The sequence below is a fragment of the Collinsella sp. 1033st1_E11_1033SCRN_220408 genome, assembly GCF_039062465.1.
In the GTDB taxonomy this organism is placed as follows: Bacteria; Actinomycetota; Coriobacteriia; order Coriobacteriales; family Atopobiaceae; genus Parolsenella.
This window is the reverse complement of sequence record NZ_JBCLNF010000002.1, coordinates 155454-174451: the sequence shown is the minus strand read 5'-3', so window position 1 is coordinate 174451 and position 18998 is coordinate 155454. Positions and strand designations below refer to the sequence as shown.

Sequence of the window (18998 nt, the reverse complement as noted above, 5' to 3'; positions counted from 1 at the left end):
AGGAAATTGCCATGGCTACCAACTTTGCCGATTCGAAGACCAAGAAGAACCTCGAGGCAGCCTTTGCTGGTGAGTCTCAGGCGTCGATGAAGTACGGCTACTATGCCAAGGCCGCCAAGAAGGAAGGCTACGTCCAGATCGGTCAGATCTTCTCCGAGACGGCCGGCAACGAGGCCGAGCATGCCAAGCTGTGGTTCAAGTACCTGCACGATGGCGATGTGCCCGACACGCTCACTAACTTGAAGGATGCCGCCGAAGGCGAGAACAGCGAGTGGACGAGTATGTATCCCGAGTTTGCGAAGGTCGCTCGCGAGGAGGGCTTCGACGAGATTGCCGCTCGCTTCGAGAGCGTCGCCGGTATCGAGCGCACGCATGAGGAGCGCTATCGCAAACTCGCCGATCGTGTCGAGAACGGCGAGGTATTCAAGCGCGAGGGCGTTAAGGTCTGGAAGTGCTCCAACTGCGGTTATCTGTATGAGGGTGACGCCGCGCCTAAGGTCTGCCCGGTTTGCAAGCATCCACAGGCTTACTTCGAGGAGCAGGCGACCAACTACTAGGCGCGTGACCAGGGCCGAGTACATATGCGAGCAGCCCCGAGCGATGTCGCGAAAACGCGTGAGTGAAATCGAGGCGTGGCCGGCATATCCGCTCGCGATTAACAAAGAAACGCGCGAAAAGTCAGGATTCGCATAGCTCGATCGCGCGGAGGAGCGCCCCAATTGGGGCGCTCCTCTTTTTTATGCGCCAAGTAGGGGGCTAATCGGCTTCCCGCCGAGTAGACGCCTTTTTTGTCCCGCAAAAGCCGAGGTCGCTGAGAGCTCTTGAGTGGGTCTACTCGAGCTCGGGCGATTTAGCCCCCTACTTGGCGGCTTTTTCGCGTCGCGGCCTTTCTCGAGAGGATCCGCACCTTACTTCCGAAAGCGGGGGCTAAATGTTTAGGTCTAAAACAAAGCAAAACCAATTTCATATAACGGCAGCTCGCAGGCCTGCTTTGTGCTACACCTTAAAAATGTGCACGAAATGTGAACCGCCCATCATTGAACCACGCCCGCTTACCGAAGCTTTTCATTCGCCGGCGCTCCTGGGGATGCGGGCGGGCATAAAGTGGAGGTGTCCCATCGAGCCCGGGGCCAAACGTTCGCGAATCAACCGGTTTTACGCCGGGCCGCACTTGCGATATCGCCTGGCTTCGCTGGCGTGTGGGAGAGGGTTGAAGAAGGGGGATTCGAATGAAGGCAACCAAAGCCGCCGTTGATCCGGTGGCTGGCGCAAGCCTCGATATAACGTCTGACGACCTGTATTTGATGGCTGCCGGTACCTGGTATCGCAGCTATGACAAGATGGGTGCTCACCCTACTTGCGAGAATGGTGCCCCTGGCTACCGCTTTGCCGTCTGGGCCCCCGGCGTGCGATCGGTCCACGTCGTGGGTGATTTCAATGGCTGGGATACCTCGGCAAATCCGCTTTCGCCCTTGCCTACGGGCGGCGTATGGTGCGGTTTCGTGCCTGGTGTCGGCGAGGGTGAGCTATACAAGTTCGTCCTCGAGACGATGTCTGGCGAGCTGCTCTATAAGGCCGATCCCTACGCCTTCGCTGCGGAGCCCGCGCCGGGCACCGCCTCAGTCACGGCGGCGGATCCCGCATATGCCTGGGGCGACGAGGAGTGGCTCGCCCACCGCTCCCAGAATGGCCACATGCATGAGCCCCTCAACATCTATGAGGTGCATCTCGGCAGCTGGAAGCGCCATGGCGACGAGCCCCAGGGCGAGCCTCGCGAGGACGGCACCTGGCCTGGCCCTATGGACGAGTTCCCCGCCCAGCGCGGCGCCTACTACTCCTATGACGACATGGCTGCCGAGCTCGTGCCCTACGTCAAGGAGATGGGCTACTCCCACGTCGAGCTCCTCCCCGTGATGGAACACCCCTTCGATGGCTCGTGGGGCTATCAGGTCACCGGTTACTATGCCCCCACCTCGCGCTTCGGTTCCCCGGAGGGCTTCATGCGCCTCGTCGACGCCTTCCATCAGGCGGGCATCGGCGTGATCCTCGACTGGGTGCCCGGTGGCTTCTGCGCGGACGCCCATGGCCTCGCGATGTTCAACGGCGGGATGCTCTATGAGCGCGAGATCCACCCCAACTGGGGCACGCACAAGTTCGACTTCGCTCGCGGCGAGGTGCGCAGCTTCCTCGTCTCCAACGCGCTTTTCTGGCTCGAGCGCTTCCACGCGGACGGCATCCGCATGGATGGTGTCTCCAGCATGCTCTACCTCAACTTCGGTATCGACAATCCCGCGGAGAAGCGCCTGAACGAGAAGGGCACGGAGGAGGACCTCGATGCCTCCGCCTTCATTCGCCAGGTCAACACTGCGGTGGGCGACTACTTCCCCGGTACGATGATGATGGCGGAGGAGTCCACCGCGTGGCCCCTCGTGACCTACCCGCCCGAGGACGGCGGCCTGGGCTTCCACTACAAGTGGGACATGGGCTGGATGAACGACACCCTGAGCTACATGCAGACGGACTTCCCCTGGCGTCCCGGCGCCCACGGCAAGCTGACGTTCTCCCTCATGTATGCCTTCAACGAGAACTTCATCTGCCCGCTCTCGCATGACGAGGTCGTCCACGGCAAGTGCTCGCTGATCACGCGTCAGCCGGGCGACCAGTGGAGGCAGTTCGCCGGTCTGAGGACGCTCGCGTTCTACCAGATGACTCACCCCGGCGCGAAACTAAGCTTCATGGGTAACGAGATTGGCCAGTACATCGAGTGGCGCTACTACGAGTCCATCCAGTGGTTCCTCGCCAAGGAGTATGAGCCCCACGCGAAGCACCAGCACTTCATCGCCGCCCTCAACAAGCTCTACCTCGAGCAGCCGGCGCTCTGGCGCGAGGCGTACGAGTGGCAGGGCTTCGAGTGGCTCTCGGCGGATGACGCCGAGCACTCGATCATCTCCTTCGTCCGCCGTGGCGACGAGGGCGAGGAGCTCGTCGTCGTCATCAACTTCGACGTCAACTTCCGTCCGAGCTGGCGTGTCCCCGTGCCGCGTGAAGGCGATTACATCGAGCTCTTCAACTCGGACGCCGAGGAATTCGGCGGATCGGGCCAGCTCAACGGCGGCACCATCCAGAGCCGCCCGGAGGACTGCGACGGACGCCCGAACTCCGTGATTGTGAACGTGCCCCCGTTGGGTGGCATGATCTTGCGCCGCATAGGGCCGAGCACCTTCGTGCCAGAGCCCAAGGAGGCCGCCGAGGCCAAGCCTGCCGCCAAGCGCGCTCGTCGCGCCAGTGGTCCGCTGCCCGTCAAGGGCAAGCGCGCTGCCACGCAGAAGAGCGCTAAGACCAAGAAGCGCGCAGCCGCCCCAAAGGCGTCAGGTAAGAGGAAGGGCAAGTCTGCGAAAGCAAATAAGGCCGACGCCCCTGCCAAGTCCGCAAAGGGCGCTACCATCAAATAAATGCCTGCTAACAGGCGTCTGTCGAGGCCAAGCTGGGCTGACAGACGCGTAACAGCACCAGAGAAGAGTTAGATCGTTAGGAGCACGTACATGACCGACCGTATCTTCGAGAATTCCGAGGTTTTTGCCACCGAGTATCGTTCCATGCTCGAGTCCCTCGTGGGCAAGGACTTCAAGGACTGCACCACGCTTGAGCAGTACCAGGCCCTGGCCCAGCTCATCGCGATGAAGGCGAACATCGAGTTCGCCACCTCGGATTCCGAGAACAAGAAGAGCAACAAGAAGAAGGTCTACTACTTCTGCCTCGAGTTCCTGCTTGGCCCCCTGCTCGATAACTACCTGCTCAACTATGGCGTCCGCGACCTGGTCAAGGACGGTCTTGCCAACATGGGCATCGACCTCGATGAACTCATCGCCCAGGAGGTCGACCCGGGCCTTGGCAACGGCGGCCTCGGCCGTCTCGCCGCGTGCTTCCTCGATTCCATGGCCGCCGAGGGCATCCTGGGCTTTGGCAACGGCATGCGCTACCACTACGGCCTCTTCCGCCAGAAGATCGTCGATGGCCGCCAAGTCGAGGTGACGGACAACTGGCTCGACAAGGGCTATCCGTGGGAGACGAAGCACCCGGAGAGCGCCGTGCTCGTGCGCTTCGGCGGCGAGGTCGTCCGCCACGAGGATGAGAACGGCAAGTTCTGGTTCACGCAGGAGGGCGGCGAGCTCATCAAGGCCGTCCCGTATGACGTACCGGTCATCGGTTATGGCGGCAAGACCGTGAACCGCCTCCGCCTTTGGAGCGCCGAACCCGCGCACGAGGACTTCGACCTCGATGCCTTCAACGCCGGCGACTATGCCAAGGCCGCGAAGTTCCGCACGGACGCCGAGGCCATCTCCGAGATCCTCTACCCCAATGACGCCGGCGAGCACGGCCGCATCCTTCGTCTCAAGCAGGAGTACCTGTTCGTGGCCGCGGGTCTCGCTTCGATCCTGCGTAACTACAAGTACGACCATGCGGATGCCGGCTGGGAGCGCTTCCCGGATTTCGTCGCCATCCACACGAACGACACCCACCCCGCCATGTGCGGCGCCGAGCTCATGCGCCTGCTTGTTGACGAGGAGGGGCTCGACTGGGATACCGCGTGGGACATCACCACGCGCTCCATCTCCTACACCAACCACACCGTGCTTCCCGAGGCCCTCGAGAAGTGGCCGATCGACACCTTCCAGCGCCTGCTCCCGCGCCTCTACATGTACGTCGACGAAATCAACCGCCGCTACATGGAGAGCTTCCCGCGCGACATCGACAACTGGCAGGAGAAGCTGCGCAACACCGCCATCCTGTGGGACGGCCAGGTCCGCATGGCGAACCTCTCGGTGATCTGCAGCCACAGCGTCAACGGCGTGGCCGCGCTCCATACGGAGATTCTCAAGCGCGAGACCCTGCATGACTTCTACGAGCTCATGCCCGAGAAGTTCAACAACAAGACCAACGGCATCTCGCCGCGTCGCTTCCTCGGCAACGCCAACCCGAGCCTCTCTGCCCTCATCACCTCGAAGATCGGTGACGGCTGGCTGGCGGATGCCGCCGAGCTCTCGAAGCTCTCCGCCTACTATGACGACGTCGACTTCCTCGATGCCATGAGCGCGAGCAAGCGCGAGAACAAGGTTCGTCTCGCCAAGTATGTCCTCGAGCAGACCGGCGTCGAGATTGACCCGGACTCCATCTACGACGTCCAGGTCAAGCGCTTCCACGCCTACAAGCGTCAGCTGCTCAACATTTTCAAGGTCATGAGCATCTACAACCACATGCTCGATGACCCGAGCTACAAGCCGCACAAGACGACCTTCATCATCTCCGGCAAGGCGGCGAGCGCCTACACCTTCGCCAAGGAGGTCATCCGCCTTATCAACTCGGTCGCAGACGTCATCAACAACGATGAGCGCGTCAACGAGTACATCAAGGTCGCTTTCATCCCCAACTTCGCGGTCTCGAACGCCCAGCTCATCTACCCCGCGGCCGACATCTCCGAGCAGATTAGCACTGCCGGCAAGGAGGCCTCGGGCACCTCGAACATGAAGCTCATGATGAACGGCGCCCTGACGCTCGGTACCCTCGATGGCGCCAACGTCGAGATCGCCGAGCTCGCGGGCATGGAGAACGAGAAGATCTTCGGCATGAAGGTCGAGGAGGTCGAGGCCCTGCGCGCAAGCGGCAGCTACTTCGCACAGGACATCCTCAACGCGGACCCGAACGGCATCGGCCGCTGCGTGCGCCAGCTGACGGACGGCACGTTCGCCCGCCTCTCGGGCAATTTCGAGCAGATCAGCTCCGAGCTCATGGGCAACAACGACTACGACTTCGTGATCGCGGACTTCGCGAGCTACGTCCAGGCTTGGGAGGAGCTGACCGCCACCTACGACGACCAGCGCTCCTGGCAGCGTAGGGCCCTCCACAATATCGCGAACTCCGGTCAGTTCTCGAGCGACCGCACCATCAGGGAATACGCCTCAGAAATCTGGGGGCTCTAGGGATATACGGCCCCAATCGCCCGCACAACCTTCCGCGGGCGAAGGGCCAGGCATACCAATTACGGCGTGAAGGGGGAAGGACACATGGGCAAGAAGGAAAGCATCGCGATGCTGCTTGCCGGTGGACAGGGAAGCAGGCTTCTTGCGCTCACGCGCAATATCGCCAAGCCCGCGGTCTCGTTCGGAGGCAAGTACCGCATTATCGACTTCGCGCTCTCCAACTGCGCGAACTCGGGAATCGATACGGTGGGCGTGCTGACGCAGTATCGCCCCTATCTGCTGCACTCCTACATCGGCACGGGTGCTGCGTGGAACCTCGACGCGCGTGACGGCGGCGTCTCGATTCTGCCGCCCTACGCCACCGAGACGGGCGGCAACTGGTATGCCGGCACGGCAGATGCCATCTACCAGAACCTCGGCTACATCGAGAGCTATGACCCCGAGTACGTCGTGATCCTGTCCGGCGACCACCTGTATCGCATGGACTACAGCAAGATGATCGAGAGCCACAAGGCCAACAACGCCGACCTCACGATCTCCGTCATGCCGGTCGACTGGGCGGAGGCCTCGCGCTTCGGCATCATCACCAAGAACGAGGACGACTCGGTCGCCAAGTTCACCGAGAAGCCCAAGAAGCCGGACTCCAACCTCGCCTCGATGGGCATCTACGTCTTCAGCACCGACGTCCTGCTCCGCTCGCTCCGTGAGGACGCGCAGGACCCGCAGTCCGAGCACGACTTCGGCAACAACATCATCCCGAAGCTCCTCGCCGAGCAGGCCCGCATCTTCTGCTACGAGTTCCACGGCTTCTGGCGCGACGTCGGCACCATCTCGAGCTATCACGAGACCTCGATGGAGCTCCTCGGCCCGAACCCGGCGTTCGACCTGTATGGCAAGGAGTTCCCGTTCATGACGAACGCCCCGGTGCGCCCGCCGCACTACGTGGGTCCGGATGCCGTCATCGACGACGCGATTGTCGCCAACGGCTGCCGCATCGAGGGCACCGTCCGGCACTCGATCATCTCCACGGACGCGGAGGTTGGCCCGCGCGCGGTCGTCGAGGACTCGGTGCTGTTCCCGGGCGCTGTCGTCAAGGAGGGCGCGCACGTGGTTCGCGCGATTCTGGGCGAGAAGGCCGTCGTTGAGGCGGGCGTCGAGCTCGGTAGCGTTGATGTGACGAAGGACACGGCAGTTATCGGCGACGAGGTCGTCGTGGGGAAGGGGGAGGAGTAGGCCATGGAGACCGCGGTCGGACTCATCACCACAAACTATTCCGTCAAGCACCCGAGCGCCCTCACGAAGCTGCGCCCGGCGGCGTCCGTGCCGTTCCTCGGCCGTTACCGCCTCGTCGACTTCCCGCTCTCGAACATGGTCAACTCCGGCATCGAGACCGTTGGTGTGATCATGCCCTATAACTATCGTTCGGTCGTTGACCACCTCTACACCGGTAAGGACTGGGGCCTCGATCGCAAGAAGGGCGGCCTCTTCCTCATGCCGGGCTCCGCGTTCGGCACGAGCCGCAAGGGCCCGCGCTTCCTGTTGCGCGACCTCATCGCCAACCGCGTGTTCCTCGATCGCGACAAGGCCAGCAATGTGGTCGTCTCCGCGGCGAACATCATCTATAACTACGACTATCGCGAGCTCATCCGCGTTCACAACGAGAGCGGCGCAGACATCACGCTACTCACGAAGACCTACAACTGCGAGGCCGAGGACGTCTCGAGCGTCTACACCGAGGACGGCCATGTCCGAGGGTTCACCTATGGCACCCGTTACGGTGACGAGGGCTTCCTTGACTGCTTCGTGGTTAAGCGCGAGAAGCTCATCGAGCTCATCGAGCGCTATGCCAACGTCGACTATCTCGACCTGTTCGAGGCCATCGAGCCGGATCTCCCGCAGCTTGAAGTTCGTGCGCACAGGGTCGATATGTACACGGGCTCGGTTTTCGACGCGCGCATGTATGCCAAGCGTAGCCACGAGATGCTCGACTCCAACGTCACCGCCGAGCTCTTCCCGCCTGATCGCCCGATCATGACGAAGGCTCACGATAACCCGCCTGCGAAGTATGAGAGCGGTTCCCGCGTCACCAACTCCATTGTCTCGGGAGGTTGCCACATCCAGGGCACCGTCGCGGACTCGATTCTGTCTCGCCACGTCGTCGTCGAGCCCGGCGCCTCCGTGCGCGACTGCGTCATCATGAATGACTGCGTCATCAAGCGCGGCGCTCGCCTCGAGCACGCGATCATCGACCGCGGAAACGTCATCACGGCTGGCACCGAGCTTCGCGGCACGCCTGAGGCCGTTCTCGTGAAGGAGAAGGGCGGCGAGAGGTAGTGAGTGGCCGAACCCGCAGGAAGCTTCGCGTGGTCTTCTGCGCCTCCGAGGCCGCCCCGTTCGTGAAGACGGGCGGCCTGGGCGACGTCGCCGGCTCGCTCCCCCATGAGCTCCGTCGCTGCGGTAGCAAGGTCAGCGTGATCCTGCCCAAGTACCGCCGTATCCCGGCGGAGTACCGCGATAAGATGAACCACGTGGCCGATTTCTGGATGAACCTGGGCTGGCGCAACGTCTGGTGCGGCGTCGATCACCTCAACTATCACAGCATCGACTACTACTTCATCGATAACGAGGACTACTTCGGCCGCGATACCATCTACGGCGACTTCGACGATGGCGAGCGCTTCGCGTTCTTCTCGAAGGCCATTACGGAGTGCCTGGGTCGCGTGCCGGAGCTTGCCGGGACCGACATCCTCCACTGCAATGACTGGCAGACGGCGCTCTCGTGCGTGTTCCTCCGCGAGTTCTACAAGGGCCTTCCCGGATACGACAACGTCAAGACGGTGTTCTCTATCCATAACGTGAAGTTCCAGGGTCAGTATGGCGACGAGGTCATGAGTGACATCTGCGGCCTTGCGGACACCGCTGCCGCTGGCCAGATGTACACGGCCCCGAAGACCATCAACTTCATGAAGGGGGCGCTCCTCTACGCGGACACCATCACCACGGTGAGCCCGACTTACGCCGAGGAGCTCAAGACCCCGTTCTATGGCGAGGGCCTCGATGACATCTTCCGCGATCGCGCCTGGAAGCTGCATGGCATCCTGAACGGTATCGACACGCAGGAGTACGACCCCAGGATTGACTCTGGCATTGCCAGCCACTACTCCGTGGACGACCTCTCCGGCAAGGCCGCTTGCAAGGCGGCGCTGCAGGAGGAGCTTGGCCTCAAGGTTGACCCGAGCCGTCCCCTCGCCGTCATGGTGAGTCGCCTCACCAAGCAGAAGGGCTGCGACCTGGTCCAGTACGCACTGGGTCAGCTGCTCGACCGCTCGGTCCAGGTCGCCGTGCTCGGTACCGGCGAGAGCCAGTACGAGGATTCCCTCCGCTACTTCGACTGGAAGTACAAGGGGCAGATGTGCGCTCGCATCGACTTCGACTCGAAGCTGTCGCATCGTATGTATGCGGGTGCGGACCTGTTCCTGATGCCCAGCCAGTTCGAGCCGTGCGGCCTGTCGCAGATGATCTCGATGCGCTACGGCACCCTGCCGGTGGTTCGCGAGACCGGCGGCCTCAAGGATTCCGTCGTGCCGTACAACAAGTTCACGGGCGAGGGGACCGGTTTCTCGTTCGCGAACTTCAATGGTGACGAGTTCGCTGCGACGGTTTTGAACGCCTGTGAGGTATTCTGGACTGACAAGGATGCCTGGGAGGGCCTCATGCGCAATGCCATGGGGGCCGATTTCGGCTGGCGCCGCGCTGCCAACCAGTATCTGGATGCCTACCATGACCTCCATCCCGAGGTGATCCCTTACAACAAGAAGCGGAACCGGTAGAGCCCGTCGCCTGCGGAGCTCCCGGTGACCGCAGGACGGATGGGATAGAGACATGTGGGCATATCACGACAGTCGTGACAGCCGCTATAGGATTCCGTTCGGTGCCGCCCCCGCGGGCGGCACCGTCACGCTTGGCCTCTCCATCGGCGGAGACTCTGGCGCGCATGTGGCTCTGCGCACGTGGGTCGACGGCGAGGGGGAGGCCTTCGTCCCCATGACGGGCGAGCCCGAAGGCGATCACCTACGCTTTTCGTGCGAGTTCACGCGTGAGAGCCCTGCGATCGTGTGGTACTCCTTCGTGATCGAGCGCTCTGACGGCAGGGTGCTGCGCTATGGCGCGCGCGATGGCCACACCGGCGGCGAGGGCATGCTCTGCGAGTGGCAGCCCTCCTCCTTCCAGCTCACGGTCTATCGCCCGCGCGAGGTCAAGCCGGAGTGGTTTACCTCGGGCATCGTCTATCAAATCTTCCCGGACCGCTATCGCCGCGGAAGCGACTGGCGTGAGCGAGCCCGGGCGGCGGGCCACCTCCATGGGAACGACTCTGCAGATGGCATCCCCGGTCCCAGGCGTCGCGTGGTTGAGGATTGGGACACGGACCCGTCCTACGAGAAGGATGCCGATGGCCGTGTCGTGGCGTGGGACTTCTACGGCGGCACGCTCGAGGGCATCAGGGGAGACCTACGCCGTCTCGCCGACATGGGCGTGACCGTCATTTATCTGAACCCGATCTTCGAGGCTCGCAGCAGCCATCGCTATGACACGGCTGACTTCATGCGCGTCGACGCGATGCTTGGCGACGAGGAGGGATTCTCCGAGCTCTGCCGCGAGGCGGGAGAGCTCGGCATCTCGATCGTCCTTGACGGCGTCTTCAACCATGTGGGCGCGGACAGCCGCTACTTCAACCGCTACGAGACCTACTCCGAGCCCGGCGCCTGGCAGGCCCACGAGGCGGAGATTGCCGCTGGTGGCCCGGAGGCGGGCGGAGCCGTCTCTCCCTATGCGGACTGGTTCACCTTTAACGACGACGGTACCTACGAGGCTTGGTGGGGCGTCGACGACCTGCCTGCCGTGAACGAGACGAACCCTGGCTACCAGAACTTCATCACGGGACCCGAGGGCGTCGTGCGCCACTGGCTCGCCGCTGGCGCACGCGGCTGGCGCCTCGACGTGGCGGACGAGCTGCCGGACGAGTTCATCGAGGACATCAAGACGGCCGCCCTCGCGGAGCGCCCAGACGCACTCGTCCTGGGCGAGGTCTGGGAAGACGCGTCGAACAAGATTAGCTATGGCAAGCTGCGTCGTTACCTGCTGGGTTCCGAACTCGACAGCGCGATGAACTATCCGTTCCGCACGGCGGTGCTCGACTTCCTTCTCGGCAATGTCAGCGCGGCGGATGCGGCGGAGAGCCTCATGCAGATCGCGGAGAACTATCCGCCTGAGGCTATGGCTGCCGCGCTGAACCTGCTCTCGAGCCATGATCGCCCACGTCTCATGAGCGTGCTGGGTGGCGCGCTCGACCATCCTGACTGGCAGCCTTGGCCAGATGATTTCCCCGGGCGCCTGACGGAGGCGCGCCGCGGCCTTGCCAAGGGCCGCTTTTGGCTCGCGACGCTCCTCCAGATGACCTACCAGGGTGTTCCCAGCATCTACTACGGTGACGAGCGTGGTATGGAAGGTCTCTGCGACCCGTGCAACCGCGGTCCCTATCCGTGGGACGGTGGCGACGCGGACTGCCAGGTGATGTATCGCAACACCACCCAGCTGAGGCGCGCTCTGCCCGTGCTCACGGATGGCATCGTGAGGCCCATCAACTGCGGTGACGATGTTCTTGGCTGGTGGCGCCTGCCTGCTGGCTCGAGCCTTGCTCCGCATGATGCGCCCGATGGCCCGAGCGTCTGCGTCCTCGTGAACAGGAGCCTTTCCGAGTCAAGGTACGCCTCCATTCCCAGTCGCGGCGAGCGTGCCGTTGACCTTATCGGTGGCATGGAGCTCAGGCGCGAGGGCGAGGCGGTCTCGCTTACGCTGCCGCCGCTCGGCAGCGCCGTGATCTATTTTGATGACGAGAAGACCCTGGCAAAGCCTATGGACGCCGGCTGCGGCGTGGTTTGTCACGTCACGAGCATCCCCAACGGCGACAAGCCCGGTACGCTGGGCGCCCCCGCTCGCGCCTTCGTCGATTGGCTTGCGTCCTGCGGGCAGCGCTATTGGCAGATCCTCCCCGTGAACCCCACGGACATGTACGGCTCGCCCTATGCGGGGTCCTCGGTCTTCGCCGGAAACGAGCGCTTGCTCGAGCCGGATGGGGGCGAGCTCAGGCGTCGCTTCGAGGCGTTCGAGCCCGATGCCGCGTTCCGCGAGTTCGTGCAGATCAACAATGACTGGCTCGAGCCCTACTGCTGCTTCGCCGCCATCGCCGAGGTGCTTGGCACGGAGGAGTGGCAGACCTGGCCGGAGGAGCTCCGCCACTACGCGCCGGAGCTCGCAGATGACCCGCGCTTCAGCGCCGGCGTCGCATTCCATCGCTTCGCGCAGTGGGAGTTCGAGTGGGAGTGGATGGATCTGCGCGCCTATGCGAACGCCCGAGGCATCGAGGTCATCGGTGACATTCCCATGTACGTCGCCTCCTCCTCCGCTGACGTCTGGGCGCATCCCGAGCAGTTCCGTCTCGACGCGGACGGCGCGGCGGAGCTCCAGGCCGGCACCCCGCCGGACCAGTTCGCCGAGGAGGGCCAGCTCTGGGGCAATCCCTGTTACCGCTGGGACGCGATGCGCGCCGACGGCTACGCCTGGTGGATGCGCCGCCTCGCGCGCACCTTCGGTCTCTATGACGTGACGCGCCTCGACCACTTCCTGGGCTTCGAGAACTACTACGGCGTGCCCGCTGGCAAGGGGGCCCGTGACGGCTCGTGGCTCGCGGGCCCGGGCGTCGACCTCTTCGCCCACGCCAACTCGCTGCTGGGACCACTGCCGATTCTTGCCGAGGACCTCGGCTCGATCACGCCCGCCACGCGTGCCCTTCTTGCGCAGGTGGGTTGTCCGGGCATGGACGTCCTCCTCTTCGCCGACGGCGACGTGAGGGACGGGTGGCATCCGCACGCGGACAAGGTCGCCTATACCTCCACGCATGACACCTCCACGCTCGTGGGTTGGTGCGGGCAGAGGTTCGGCCTTGCCGAGGGTGACGCTCGCGAACTCGCCCGTCGTCTCATGCGTGACGCCTACTCGAGTTCCTCTCGCGTGGTCATGTGCACGCTGCAGGATGCGGCGCTGCTCGGCGACGAGGCTCGCATGAACGTGCCCGGCGTCGCGGGCGGCAACTGGAGCTGGCACGCTACCGAGGCGGACCTCGACGCCGCCGCGCCGCACCTTCGCGAGCTCGCTTCCCTGCGTCCCGAGCGCCAGGAGGATGGTCGCTAGTGCTTATCAACCGAGTCTCTCGACAGTTGCTTTCCGCGCCGGAACTTCTCCCGGCGCTCTCCGAGCTCCGAGCCGGAAACGACGCCACGCTGGCAGTCTCCCAGAGCGCTCGTCCGCTCGTGCTGGCGAGCGTCTGGGCGGCTGACCCGCGTCCGTGCCTGTTCGTGGTCTCCGGCGAGGAGGCGGCGGACCGCGCGGCTAAGGCCCTCTCGGCATGGCTTGGCGGCGACGTCGTCTGCCGCTACCCAGAGCGTCGTGACCTCCCCTGGAAGGCGGAGACGCCGGACTGGTCCGTCGTTGGCGCTCGTTGCGAGGCGATTGGACGCCTGGCAACCGGCGACCCCTGCCTCGTCGTGGCCAGCGCTCGCTCGCTGCTTCGTCGCGTGCCGCCCGTGGGGTCTGGCTACTGGGCGAGCAGCACCTTCTCGGTGGGCGACGAGGTTCCCTTCGAGGAGGTTGGGTCCCTGCTTGTGGGTCTCGGCTACTCCGATCCGGGCGAGCTCGACGGCCCTGGCACCTTCCATATCCACGGCGACGCGGTCGACATCCATCCCGCCCAGATGGGCACGCCGGTGCGCATCGAGTTCTTCGGCGATGAGGTCGATCGCGTGAGGCGTATGGTCGTCTCCACTGGCCAGACCATCGGCGACCTCGACAGCGTGACCGTGCGCCCTTGCCGCGAGCTGGCGCTCACGGACGAGACGGTCGCCCGCGCGCGCAAGGCGCTCTGGGCGGATGCCCAGGCAAGCACCAAGGTCGCCACTGACCTCGAGCTCATCGAGGCGCGAAGCGCGGACCCCACGCTCGAGCGCTATCTCGCCGCCCTCTATGGCAAGACGGCGAGCCCTCTCGAGCATGTCTGCGAGGGCGCCCTCATGTGCTTCGCCGAGCCACGCGCCCTCTTTGACGATTGCGTGCGCGCTTCAGACGAGGTGGCCCAGCTTGCGACCAACGCCGGCGAGGAGACGGCGGGACTCTACACCGCCCCTCGTGACCTCGATTTCGGCCGCCAACAGCGACTTTCGTTCGCAAGCATGTTGCGCGTGGGCTCCCAGGTCACCGCGGAGCTGCCCGTGAGGCAGCCGAGCATCGCCGGCTCCGATACGCGCCTGCTCGGCCGCGTCCGCCAGCTTCTGAACGACGGCGCTTCCGTGCTGTTCGCCGTGCCCGACCGTGCGGCGCGCGAGCACCTCGAGCTCACCTTTGGCGACGAGCGCGTCACCTTTGGCGAGGCGCTGGGCTCCGCTCCGGAGAATAGCGTGCCGGTGATGGACCCGACTGCGAACGACCTTGCGAGCGCGCCAGACCTCCCGCGCGGCCAGGTGACCTTCACTGACCTTCCCGTGCCCGCCGGCGTCATCGTGCCGTCGGCGCGCCTCGCGATCCTCTCCGTGGGCGACCTCGCGATTCGTTCCGCCAAGCGCAAGACGCGCCGCCGCGTCGATCCCACGAGCGTGACCTTCCCGTTCAAGCCCGGAGACTACGTCGTCCACGCCACGCATGGCATCGCGCTCTTCTCGGACATCGTGCGCCAGGAAGTCGCCGGCAAGGAGCGCGACTACTTCCTGCTCGAATACTCCGGCGGGGACAAGCTCTTCGTACCGCTTGAGCAGGTCGATCGCATCACGCGTTATGTTGGCCCGGACGGTTCCGCGCCGCGCCTCACGCGCCTCAACACCGCGGACTGGAGCCGTGCCACCGGCAAGGCTCGCAAGAACGCCCGCCGCCTCGCCTTCGACCTCGTCGATCTCTACACGCGTCGTGCGAGCGTCCAGGGCTTTGCCTTCGCGCCGGACACGCCCGAGCAACAAGACATGGAGGCGGAGTTCCCCTACCAGCTCACGCAGGATCAGGCCTCCGCCGTGGCGGATATCAAATCTGACATGGAGACCGCCCGCCCGATGGACCGCCTGCTCTGCGGTGACGTGGGCTTCGGCAAGACCGAGGTAGCCCTGCGCGCCGCCTTCAAGTGTGTCGCCGAGGGCCGCCAGGTCATGGTGCTCTGTCCCACGACGATCCTCGCCCAGCAGCACTTCGAGACGTTCTTCAACCGCTTCGCGCCGTTCGACTTCGAGGTCGACGTGCTCTCGCGCTTCCGCACGCCCAAGCAGCAGAAGCTTGCCCTCGAGGGCTTTGCGAGTGGCAAGGTGAGCGTCCTCGTGGGTACCCATCGCCTGCTTTCCTCGGACGTGAATCCGCATGACCTGGGCCTCGTCATCATCGACGAGGAGCAGCGTTTCGGCGTCCAGCACAAGGAGCAGCTCAAGAACATGCGCGAGCAGGTCGACGTGCTCACGCTCTCCGCCACGCCCATCCCGCGCACCATGCAGATGGCGATGAGCGGCGTGCGCGACATGAGCCTGATCATGACGCCGCCGCCGGGGCGCCTCCCTGTCAAGGTGACGGTGGGGGAGTACGACCCGGACGTCGTCTCCGCGGCCATTCGTGCGGAGCTCGCCCGTGATGGTCAGGTCTACTACGTCTCCAACCGCGTGAAGACCATCGACGAGGCCGAGGCCCGTGTGCTCGAGGCCGCGCCCGAGGCCCGCGTGGGCGTGGCGCACGGCAAGATGAGCGCCAAGCAGGTCGAGGACATGATGATGAAGTTCCAGCGCGGCGAGATCGACGTGCTGGTGGCGACCACCATCATCGAGAGCGGCATCGACAACCCTCACAGCAACACCCTCATCATCGAGGACTCCCAGCGCTTGGGCCTGGCACAGCTCTACCAGCTCAAGGGGCGCGTCGGCCGTGGTCGCATCCAGGCGTACGCCTACTTCATGTTCCCCGGCGAGCGTCCGCTCACGCCTGAGGCGACGGACCGCCTCATGGCGATCAACGAGTACCAGGAGCTTGGCAGCGGCATGCGCGTCGCCATGCGCGACCTCGAGATTCGTGGCGCCGGCTCGCTCGTGGGGGCGGAGCAGCACGGCAACCTCTCGAGCGTCGGCTTCGACCTGTTCACCCAGATGCTTGGCGAGGCCGTCGCCGAGGCGAAGGGCGAGGCAGGCGGCGAGCTTGCGCAGAGCGAGGTCAACATCAACCTTTCCGCGGACTTCTACCTCGCGGAGGAGTACCTGCCCGAGGTCGACAAGCGCGTCCTGGTGTACCGCAAGCTTGCGGGCGCCGTGGAGCTTGCCGAGGTCGACGCGCTCGAGCAAGAGTGCGAGCGCGACTTCGGCGCGATGCCTGCCGCCGCGAAGAACCTCTTCGACCGCGCGCGCATTCGCATCCGCTCCCAGCGTCTGGGCGTCACGAGCGTCACGCTCACGAGCGGCCGCATCATCTACCTGGGCCTCAAGTGCTCTCGCGACCTTACGCTCAAGTTCAAGGCACGCGGGGCGATCATATATCCCAAGACCGAGAAGGTCGCCTACCCCTTCAAGCGTGGTGCCGAGGACCTCGTCGCCTGCGCCTTGGCCGTGCTCGAGGAAGCCGGTGGCGATGACGAGCCAGAAGAATAACCGCTGGTGAGGACTCTGGCACCATGCCAAGGCCTCGCCAAGACCCATCCCTTCGAACGAACGGAGAAGATCATGGCCGAGAACAGTTCGAATACCCCGATCGATGCGGCAGCCGCTGCGGACGCCGCCTTTGCCGAGGTCGCCGGCAAGCCCTTCCCCTCGGATGTCTTTACTGCGCCCGAGCTGCGCTGGGCCGTCATCGGTTGCGGCGTCATCGCGAACCAGATGGCGGAGTCCTTCGCGCTCGCGGGCCGCAAGCTCGCCGGCGTCCAAAATCGCACGCGGGCCAAGGCGGAGGAGTTCGCCGAGCGCTGGGGCGTCGCGCGCGTCTATGACACGCCGGAAGAGCTCTATGCCGATCCTGACATCGACGCTATCTACATCACGACGCCCCATAACACGCATATCAAGTATCTCCGCGGTGCCCTTGGCTCGGGCAAGCACGTGCTGTGCGAGAAGTCCATCACGCTGAACTCCGAGGAGCTCGCTGAGGCACTGACGATCGCGGACGCCAACCACGTTCAGCTCGTCGATGCCACCACCATCCTGCACATGCCCCTCTACCGCGAGATTATCCGCCGCGCCATGGCGGGCGAGTTCGGCCAGATGAACCTGGCGCAGATTAACTTTGGCTCCTACAAGGAGTTCGATCCCAAATCGCGCTTCTACAACCGCGATCTCGCGGGCGGCGCCCTGCTCGACATCGGTGTCTATGCGATTACCCTCGCGCGTCTGTTCATGATGAGCCTGCCGGAGGACGTGCTCTCGATTGCCAATGCCTGCTCCACGGGCGTCGACGTCACGAGCGGCATCGTACTGCGCAATCCCGACATGCAGATGGCTACCATCACGCTGTCGCTCCACTCGAAGCAGCCCAAGCGCGCCGTCCTCTCGTTTGACGACTGCTACATCGAGGTCACGAACTACCCGCGTGCGGACCGCGCCACCATCGTCTGGACGGCCGATGGACGCCGTGAGGAGATCCGTGCGGGCGAGGAGGCCTACGCGCTGTGTTACGAGGCCGCGAACCTCGAGCGCGCCGTGGCCGGAGACCAGGTCGAGCAGAATATGATTGCCTACACCGTCGACGTCATGGCCATCATGACGATGCTCCGTCGTCAGTGGGGCATTCGCTACCCCGAGGAGGAGCGGGCGTAAAACAGCTCCGCGTGCGGCGGCCGTACGCGCTTTGTTGCCGTCGTCGCCTCTTTGGCATGGTGGGCGTAAGCGCTCTGTCAGGAGTCGCTGTCTTTTCAGACTCGAGCGCTACACTTGGGCAAAACCAAGGGAGAGAAAGAAGAAACATGACTGCTGCTAACATCGCGCCGTTCGTCCGAGGTGCCCGTCACCTCATCTACCGCCCCGATGGTCTCGTGAGGCCGTCGCGCATGTCGAACAAGCAGGCGGAGGCCGCGGCAGCCGCCGGTCGCGAGCGAGCCGCGAGCTACACCGCTGGCGCCACGATTAACCTCGTGACCACGGGGGACGAAGTCTCGTTCGACCTCTCCGTCATCGAGGGCATCCACTTCGAGAGCAACTCGGTGCGCGAGACCATCGAGCTCGCTCGCGCTGCCGGCGATGACCGTGCCCCGGAGGACGGCGTGGTTGACGGCATCGATCTCGTCGTCGACGGCGTCTACGTGAAGACCGCCCCCGTCCGCGAGGGTACGGTCACGCTCGAGTTCGAGAATCCCTCCCACGCGCCCGCCTCGGTCACGATCTACCTGCCCTGCCTCATGAACGTCGCGGTGGGCAACCTCTCAACCAATGGCAGCCTCGAGCAGCCGGCCGAGCGCGGCTACCTCCTCGCGCTCGGAGACTCGATCACCCAGGGCTACGTCGTGGGAAGGCCGAGTGCGTCCTGGCCGGCGGAGGTCTCCCGCGCTCTCGGCCTTGACCTCATGAACCAGGCCATCGCGGGCCATCACTTCGACGACCGCACCCTGCGCGGCATGAAGGCCTTCCGCGAGAACCCGCCTGCGGCGATCATCGTTGCCTATGGCACCAACGATTGGGCCCATACCGAGCGAGAGCGCGACCTCGTGGAGAATATGACCACGTATCTCCAGAGACTCGTCGACAAGTTCCCCGATACGCCCATCTTCGCCGTGAGCCCCATCTGGCGCGCGGACGTCGACGGCGAGCAGCCTCACGGCCGCACCCTCGCGTGGGTGCGCAGCATCATGTGTGACGAGTGCGCGCGTCTTGGCATCGAGTACATCGATGGCGCGGAGCTTGTCCCGGCGGACCCCGCGCTCTATGCGGACGGCAGGCTCCACCCCAACGCCGATGGCGCCCATCTCATGGC

9 protein-coding genes and 1 pseudogene are annotated in these 18998 nt (G+C 64.3%); all 10 read left to right on the top strand.

Features of this window, described 5'->3' with window-relative positions:
* Positions 1–11 precede the first annotated feature (11 nt).
* Complete coding sequence (rbr, locus tag ABCN07_RS02755; RefSeq protein WP_343005275.1) at positions 12–557, top strand: rubrerythrin; 546 nt, start codon at positions 12–14, stop codon at positions 555–557.
* A gap of 672 nt (positions 558–1229) precedes the next feature.
* Positions 1230–3452: a 1,4-alpha-glucan branching protein GlgB gene (gene glgB, locus ABCN07_RS02750; RefSeq protein ID WP_343005274.1), complete on the top strand. Its 2223-nt coding sequence runs from the start codon at positions 1230–1232 to the stop codon at positions 3450–3452.
* Positions 3453–3542: 90 nt separating this feature from the next.
* Positions 3543–5978: a glycogen/starch/alpha-glucan phosphorylase gene (locus ABCN07_RS02745; protein WP_343005273.1), complete on the top strand. Its 2436-nt coding sequence runs from the start codon at positions 3543–3545 to the stop codon at positions 5976–5978.
* Positions 5979–6062: 84 nt separating this feature from the next.
* Positions 6063–7211 carry a glucose-1-phosphate adenylyltransferase gene (locus ABCN07_RS02740; protein ID WP_343005272.1) on the top strand — a complete coding sequence of 383 codons (1149 nt, stop codon included), beginning with the start codon at positions 6063–6065 and terminating at the stop codon, positions 7209–7211.
* 3 nt (positions 7212–7214) lie between these two features.
* Entirely contained in the window at positions 7215–8312 is a 1098-nt protein-coding gene (gene glgD / locus ABCN07_RS02735) for a glucose-1-phosphate adenylyltransferase subunit GlgD (protein WP_343005271.1), read from the top strand.
* On the top strand, positions 8312–9808 hold the full coding sequence (glgA, locus tag ABCN07_RS02730) for a glycogen synthase GlgA (RefSeq protein WP_320679619.1): 1497 nt from the start codon (positions 8312–8314) through the stop codon (positions 9806–9808). Before glgD ends, glgA begins: the two co-directional genes overlap by 1 nt.
* A 52-nt stretch (positions 9809–9860) precedes the next feature.
* Complete coding sequence (locus ABCN07_RS02725) at positions 9861–13226, top strand: 4-alpha-glucanotransferase (RefSeq protein WP_343005270.1); 3366 nt, start codon at positions 9861–9863, stop codon at positions 13224–13226.
* Positions 13226–16690 carry a transcription-repair coupling factor gene (mfd, locus tag ABCN07_RS02720; RefSeq protein ID WP_343005269.1) on the top strand — a complete coding sequence of 1155 codons (3465 nt, stop codon included), beginning with the start codon at positions 13226–13228 and terminating at the stop codon, positions 16688–16690. The genes ABCN07_RS02725 and mfd overlap by 1 nt, the downstream gene beginning before the upstream one ends.
* A gap of 72 nt (positions 16691–16762) precedes the next feature.
* Positions 16763–17848, top strand: coding sequence for a Gfo/Idh/MocA family oxidoreductase (locus ABCN07_RS02715; protein ID WP_343005268.1), 1086 nt, complete (start codon positions 16763–16765; stop codon positions 17846–17848).
* Between the two features lie 56 nt (positions 17849–17904).
* Positions 17905–18996 (top strand): annotated as a pseudogene (locus ABCN07_RS02710) (SGNH/GDSL hydrolase family protein); the annotation flags it as partial.
* Positions 18997–18998: the final 2 nt, after the last annotated feature.